We start from the raw sequence: 6,708 nt of genomic DNA, 5'->3' as shown, positions 1-6,708 counted from the left end.
CTTCATCGCAGCACGCGCAGCCAGTCGCTCACGGCCGAAGGGCAGTCGTACTACGAAGGCTGCGTGCGCGCACTAGCCGAACTCGACAACGCCGAGGCGGCGCTCGACCACAGTGGCATCGAGCCAAGCGGCCGCCTGCGCGTGAGCGTGCCGGAGGCCTTCGGGCATCTGTGCGTTGCGCCGGTGCTGCTCGACCTCGCGCGGCAATATCCGAAACTCCAGATCGATCTGTCGTTTACCGACCGCGTGACCGATCTGGTCGAAGAGGGTATCGATCTGGCCGTGCGTATCGGCGAGTTGCGCGACAGCACGACGCTGGCGGCGCGGCATCTGGGCACGCAGCATGTGGTGATCGGCGCGTCGCCTGCGTATCTCGCGCGGCATGGCACGCCCGTGAGTCTCGACGATCTCGCGGATCATGTTGGCATTGCGTATTCGTGCGGCGGCAATGTGGCGCCCTGGTGGGGCGGATCGGGCGCAGCAGGCGGTGACGCAAGCCATGGCGCAGCGAAGCCGGTGCCGATCCGCTCGCAGATCAGCATGGACGATATTCAGGCGATCGCCGCTGCGGCAATCGACGGTTACGGGCTGGCCTGGCTGCCCTGCTGGCTGCTCACACGTTTCGAGCAAAGCGGGGCGCTCGTGCCGGTGCTCGACAGTTACCGCGTGCATTCGCAGGAGATTTACGCGGTCTGGCCGAAAGAGCGCCATCTGCGCGCCAAGACGCGCGTCGCCATCGACGCCTTGAAGGCGCGTATTCCCGCGATGATCGGCGAGTAATGGGTGCTCACCGCAGTCATCACGGCAACGCGCATTCAAAACTGCTGGCGCGATTGATATTGCCCTTGCCCGTATAGCGCGCGAACGCGGGATAGCGGCATAGCGGACGCGTGCGGCCGTTGCTCGGTTGGGCGATATCGGTGGCCAGCAGCGTCTGCGGGGCGACGCCATGCGAGACCCAGCCATCGAGCGCGCCCAGCAGATCCACCGATGGGATGAACACGCCGTTGCCGTGCTGGAAGCCCGGAACCATGTACAGGCGCATGAAGTTGTCCACGCGCGTTTCGCCGTACCGTGCGATCAGGTCGTTGTAATAGGCGATGGTCTGGTTCGGGCTGATGACTTCGTCGGCGAGACCCTGGAGCGTAATGAGTTTGCCGCCGCGCGCGAGATAGCGCGAGACATCGGGGTTCATCGCGCCTATCGTCGCCGACAGCGTATAGAGGCGCTGCTGATAGCGGCCCGGTTGCGTCACGTCGAAGTTGATCGCATCGAAGCTCGGGTCATGCGTGACGAAATATTTGATGTACGCATCGCCTTGCGCGAACAGATAACCGTTGGCGGCGAAAGTAGGCTGTGGCAGGCGCTCCGGCGAGTGCGCGAGGCCCAGCATGCTGGTGAAGCGTACGCCCTGGAAGACGTTGTAGCCGCGATAGCGGTCTGCGTTCCAGGCGAGCGGGTAGGGTAGACGCAGGCCATCGCGCAGGTGTTCGAGCGTTGCGAGCTGCGCGGGCGTGAGGCATTCGTCGGCGGTGGTAGCAGAAGCGGAGGCAGAAGCAGCGCCCGCTTCCTGCGCTGGGCAGCGCAGCGATTCGACGATGTCGGCCTCCTTCGCGCGGCAGCCTTCCACATCGCTGATGATGCCGTCGGCGGCGCCGTCCAGCGTGTCGCAAACCTGCATCGCGCGCTCGTAGACGCGCTCCAGCAATGGCGGCGACAGATAGCCGCCGGGCGTGCGGTATTCGCTCTGGCCCACCACCAGGCCCAGCAGCCGCACGCCGGAAAAATTCAGCGCGGGCGCGTTGGCGATCACGCCGTCGTAATCGTCGGGATAGCGCTGGATCACGGTATAGCCCTCGCGCCCGCCGGTCGATCCGCCCGCGAAATACATGTGCTCGGGCGCGCGGCCGTAGCCTTGCTCGATCAGCGCGAGCGCGACGTCGTGGACTTTCTTCAGATGCAGATAGCCGAAATTGGTCACGGCCTCGTCGAGCAGGCCGAAATTCGCCTGCGAGGAATCGCCGTGGTGGCCCGAGTCGTCGCCGAAGGTGGCGTAGCCGCGCGCGAGCGGCGCGCGGTCAGGCGAGAACGGCGTCGGCCCGGTGCCGGTGACGACGACGCCGTTATACCCGCCGCCGCCAAACTGCACGGCGCGGCCGTTCCAGCGGCTCGGCAGATTCAGCTCGAAGTGGATGTCGGGCGTGCCGGCGGTTTGCGGGCGGATCACGCCGGTCAGGCGGCAGAAGTCGCCGTCCTGGTTGCCGGTGGCGGTCGCCGCAATCATGGCGGCGCTCTGCACCAGTGCCCCGCCGGTAGGCACGCCGATGCTGGTGGGCGGCAGCAGCACGCCAGCGAGATCGGCGCAATGCAGTGGTAGCGCGGGGGCCCGCTGGGCGTGGGCGGGCGCGCTGGCGGCGAGCGCGTAAAGGAGCGCGAACAAAACCGTGAGCGCGAACGCCACCCGGCGGGCGACTCTCCAGCAGGCGTAGCGCCGCGCGACGCTCATCCGCACCCAGCGCCGTTGACAGCGGCGCGCGCTTTTTGCCGGCTCGCCACACCGCGCCAGGCGTGCGCGAGCGCGAGCGTCGCGCCGATCGCCACGGCGTCGCCGGCCAGCGCCGCAGCAAACGCCGCTGCGCCGTGCAGCGCGTGCGGCGTCGCAGTATCGACGAGCACCGAAATCAGCGTGCCGCCGACAAAGCACACCAGCCCCGTGCGGCCCACCGCCACCACGGCTGGCAGACGCGCGGCCAGGCGCGCGACGGTGCCGCGATGCACGAAATACGCGGCCACCATCGCGATCGCGATGAAGTTGATGACACGGGCAAACGCCAGATGCTGTTTCATGGCTCCAGGCAAAGGTTGAGTCAGGACCAGCAGTTTTACCGCTGCGAACACCGCCACCGCCGCGAACGCAACACGCACGAGCCAGCTGGCGGCCTGCGAGGCCTTGAAATCGGCGGGCAGCGGATGCAGCCTGCACAGCATGCCGAACACGAACATCAGTTGCCACGCAAACGGATTGAACGACCAGTCCGCAATGTGCCCGGCGCTAAAGAGCCCGGCAAGCTGGGGCGCAACGACCCAGATCAGCAGACTGCCAGCCAGCGTCGGCAATGGCGCGCGGCGCGCGAGCGGCACGGCGGCAGGCACGCATAACGCAAATATGACATACATCGGCAACACGCTCGACAGATACGGCTGGCGCGCGAGCACGAGAACATGCAGGGTCTCGCGGACCGGATGCGAGGCGAACGGCGCCCAGCCGCTCAGGTCGGCGGCGAGCGGATTCAGGCGCAGCGCAGCAAGCAGCGCGCCCGACAGCAGCGTGAGCAGCGCGGTCAGCAGATACGCGCGATAGATTTCCCAGCTACGCCGTAAAAAGCGCGCCTGCGCGGCGTTGACGCCGCGATGTGCGTGCACGGCCATATACGCGGCAGCCGACGCGTAGCCGCCAAGAAAAACGAACACCTCGGCGGAATCGCACAACGCGTACGCATGCAACATCACATGCGAAAGCGCGCTGCCGGGAATGTGATCGAGCACGATCACGATCAGCACGATGCCGCGGAAAAAATCGACTTCGATGGAACGCCCCTGACGCGCTTGCATGTGTCCCTCGCTGGCATCCGGATCGCGCGCGGCGGCACGCGCGATCGTTCGATGAAAGGTATGGAAGGCAACGTGACAGGTGCGCCCGCACTCAATCTGCAACCCAAGTCTTTGTCACGCCGCTCATGCCTCTACGAGCGACTCACGCAACGAATGTTCCCCGCGAATTGCACAGATGACTGGCACGCCATGTCGATGCCAGTGACGCGCCAGTTTCGTGATCGGGTATGCGCTCAGGTGTGCTTTCAGGCGCGCATTCAGGCGTTTTTCGCGACGAGCGAAGCCATCGCTTCTTCGAGCGTGACATGACCCTTGAGCGTCGCTTCAGGCGATTCGAATTCGATCCAGCCTTCATTGAAACCGTCCAGCATCTGCATGCGCGGCGCGGGATTCTGCATGCCCTGCGCACGGAATAGCGTCTCCCATTGCTCGCGCGGCACGGCGCGTGCGTGCACCGGCCTGTCGAGTGCGCGCGCTAGCGCCGCCGCGATTTCATCGGGCGTCACACGACGCGGCCCTTCCAGTTCCACCACGCGCACGCCCGACCATTGCTGCTGGAGCAAATGCGCGGCGACGCGGCCAATATCGAAAGTCGAAACCATCGGCACTGGTTTATCCAAAGGCTGCAAATAGCTGTCGATCGCGCCCTGATCGCGCGCCGCCGCGACGTCCCACGCTGCATTCTCGAAGAACCAGGCCGCGCGCAGAAAGGCGACGGGCATGGCCAGCGTGCCCAGCGCCTGTTCCATCAAGCCGAGTTGACTCAGCAGATTCGGCTGAGTGGCCTGCGCGCCGATGGTGGAGAGCACGACCACGCGTTGCGGTTGCGCTTCGTCCAGCGCTTCGCGCAGCGCCGCGATGGTGCGTTTCGATTCGGCGAAATCCGGCGAAGGGTCGAACACCGGCGGCAACAGCACGAACACGCCCTGCGCGCCTTCAAAGGCACCGCGTAATGCGGCGCTATCGGCCATATCGGCGAGCGCGATCTCGCAGCCGCGTGCCGCCCACGGCGCAGCTTTATCCGCACTGCGCACGACGGCGCGCACGGCCTGCTTCTGTTCGATCAGCGCCTGCGCGAGCGCGCCGCCCACCTGACCCGTGATACCTGTGATTGCAAACATCTGCCTGCTCCGCTACGAAGATTGAAGAAAGGGTTTTGACGCAACGGATTGTGGGCGCGACGCGGGCCGCGATCCATGACATGAATGGCATTTGATTCATGACACAATGGCATGATCGCGATGCGCGATTCAAACGGGGAAATCACCATGTCATTCGACGAACGTGTTCTCAACGGCATGGGCGTGCTGACGGCGATTGTCGAGAGCGGCAGCTTCGCGGGCGCGGCGGAAAGGCTCGATATGTCGCAATCGGGCGTGAGCCGGTCGGTAGCGCGGCTGGAAGCGCGTCTGGGCATCCGGCTGTTCGACCGCACGACACGCTCGGTCACGTTGACCGACGAAGGGCGGCGGCTTTACCAGCAGGTCGTGCCGCTACTCGAAGGGTTGGAGGAAGCCGCGGCGGCGGCGGCAGGCGGCGCGAGCGCCGTGCGTGGACGGCTGCGCGTCAACGTCGATCCGTTCTTCTCGAAGATCGTGCTGAGTCCGCGCATCGGCCAGTTTGTCGAGCGCTATCCGGACCTCGAACTCGACCTGATGACGCGCGACGAACTGGGCGACATGATCGCCGATGGTTTCGATCTGGCGGTCCGCTTTGGCGAGCCGCGTCCTTCGACGCTGGTGGCGCGCAAACTGCTGGACACACGCATCGTGACGGCCGCTTCGCCTGCCTATCTGAAGAAGCACGGCAAACCGCTCAAGCCCGCCGATCTCGAACGCGCGCCGCACGAGTGCATCCAGTTTCGTGATCCGCTCAGCGGGCGGCCTTTTGTCTGGGAGTTTCACCGTCCGCGCAAAAAGACCGTGATCGCTGCGCGCGGGCGGCTCACCGTCAACGACGTGTCGACGATGCACGGTGCGTGCCTGGCGGGTCACGGCATCGCGCAGATCATGGCGCTGGGCACCCAGCCGCTGTTCGAGAGCGGCAAGCTCGTCGATCTGTTTCCCGACTGGCCCGACGAACGCTTTCCGCTTTACGCGCTCTATCCGTCGCGGCGGCATCCATCGGCGAAAGTGCGCGCGTTTCTGGAGTTCATCGTCAAGGTGACCGGCGCGCAGGTGAACGATGTGCCGTGGTATTGACGTCCCCTAGACCGTGTTAGGCACTTTTCGTCAGGTTTGCGAAATGAACGAGCATGAGAACGGAAAATATGACGAAATGAAGCCCCGCAACGGTTTCGGGCAGACGTTCGTAGTCGCGCGTGAGCCGCCGAAAGCGGTTCAGCCAGCCGAAACTGCGCTCAACTACCCAACGACGTGGGAGCAGCACAAAGCCTTTTTTTCGCTTCTGCCAACTTGATCACGTGAAGTTCAATGCCTTCATCAAGCGCTGCCTGCGCGGGTTCTTCACCCATATATCCCTGATCGGCGAACGCTACCTTTACTGTCTTGCCTGTGGCCTGCTGCACTCGTCGGGCGAGTTCACCAACCTGCGCTCGTTCCTGCTCGTTTGCCGGCGTCACATGCACCGCGAGCAACTGCCCCAGGGTGTCGACTGCCATATGAACTTTGCTGCCTTTCTTGCGCTTGTAGCCATCGTAACCAGCGCGCGGCCCGCTCTCGCATGTCGACTGCAGCGTGCGCCCGTCGAGAATAACTGCACTGGGCTGGCCTTTTCGGCCCTGTGCGACCCGAATAATCGAACGCAGATCGTTCACCATGGCTTCGAAACAACCCGCCTGAATCCAGCGTTGAGTTTGCTGATAGACCAGTTCCCACGGCGGAAATTCATGTGGCAGAAGGCGCCATGGAGCGCCCGCCCTCACGATCCAGCGCAACGCGTTGAACATCTCGCGCAATTCGTATCGGCGTTGCGGCGCATCTTTGCTCATCAAAGTCAGGTACGGTGCCGCGAAGTGCCATTCTTCATCCGATACGTCCGTTGGGTAGGGCTTGCGTTTGCTCATCTCGCCAGGATACCAGGTCTGGCGAAAAGTGCCTAACACGCTCTAAACTGAGTATTATTTTCCAAGATCCA

At 64.3% G+C, this 6,708-nt stretch carries 5 protein-coding genes and 1 pseudogene; 2 read left to right on the top strand and 4 right to left on the bottom strand.

All coding sequences use genetic code 11. The features are described 5' to 3' along the window. Nucleotides 1-780: LysR substrate-binding domain-containing protein (locus tag VG320_RS27940; RefSeq protein WP_327203310.1), on the top strand; the 780-nt coding region annotated here is incomplete at its 5' end. A gap of 19 nt (nucleotides 781-799) precedes the next feature. Here VG320_RS27940 and VG320_RS27935 read toward each other — a convergent pair. The 3 genes from VG320_RS27935 to VG320_RS27925 all read right to left on the bottom strand — a co-directional run bounded on the left by VG320_RS27935 (nucleotide 800) and on the right by VG320_RS27925 (nucleotide 4,733). Then, nucleotides 800-2,506 carry a tannase/feruloyl esterase family alpha/beta hydrolase gene (locus tag VG320_RS27935; RefSeq protein ID WP_327203309.1) on the bottom strand — a complete coding sequence of 569 codons (1,707 nt, stop codon included), beginning with the start codon at nucleotides 2,504-2,506 and terminating at the stop codon, nucleotides 800-802. Further along, nucleotides 2,503-3,612 (bottom strand): OpgC domain-containing protein, encoded by a 1,110-nt coding sequence (gene opgC / locus VG320_RS27930; RefSeq protein WP_327203308.1) that lies wholly within the window; start codon nucleotides 3,610-3,612, stop codon nucleotides 2,503-2,505. The genes VG320_RS27935 and opgC overlap by 4 nt, the downstream gene beginning before the upstream one ends. Nucleotides 3,613-3,869: 257 nt before the next feature. After that, nucleotides 3,870-4,733 carry an NAD(P)H-binding protein gene (locus VG320_RS27925; protein WP_327203307.1) on the bottom strand — a complete coding sequence of 288 codons (864 nt, stop codon included), beginning with the start codon at nucleotides 4,731-4,733 and terminating at the stop codon, nucleotides 3,870-3,872. Nucleotides 4,734-4,880: 147 nt separating this feature from the next. Between VG320_RS27925 and VG320_RS27920 the strand changes: the two genes are divergently transcribed. After that, entirely contained in the window at nucleotides 4,881-5,813 is a 933-nt protein-coding gene (locus tag VG320_RS27920) for a LysR family transcriptional regulator (protein ID WP_327203306.1), read from the top strand. A gap of 16 nt (nucleotides 5,814-5,829) precedes the next feature. On the opposite strand, the pseudogene VG320_RS27915 reads toward VG320_RS27920, so the two are convergent. Continuing rightward, nucleotides 5,830-6,637, bottom strand: a pseudogene (locus VG320_RS27915) (IS5 family transposase). Nucleotides 6,638-6,708: the final 71 nt, after the last annotated feature.

Origin of the sequence: Paraburkholderia sp. (genome assembly GCF_035948235.1) — a bacterium.
Lineage (GTDB): Bacteria > Pseudomonadota > Gammaproteobacteria > Burkholderiales > Burkholderiaceae > Paraburkholderia.
This window is presented reverse-complemented; position numbering and strand designations above follow the sequence as displayed.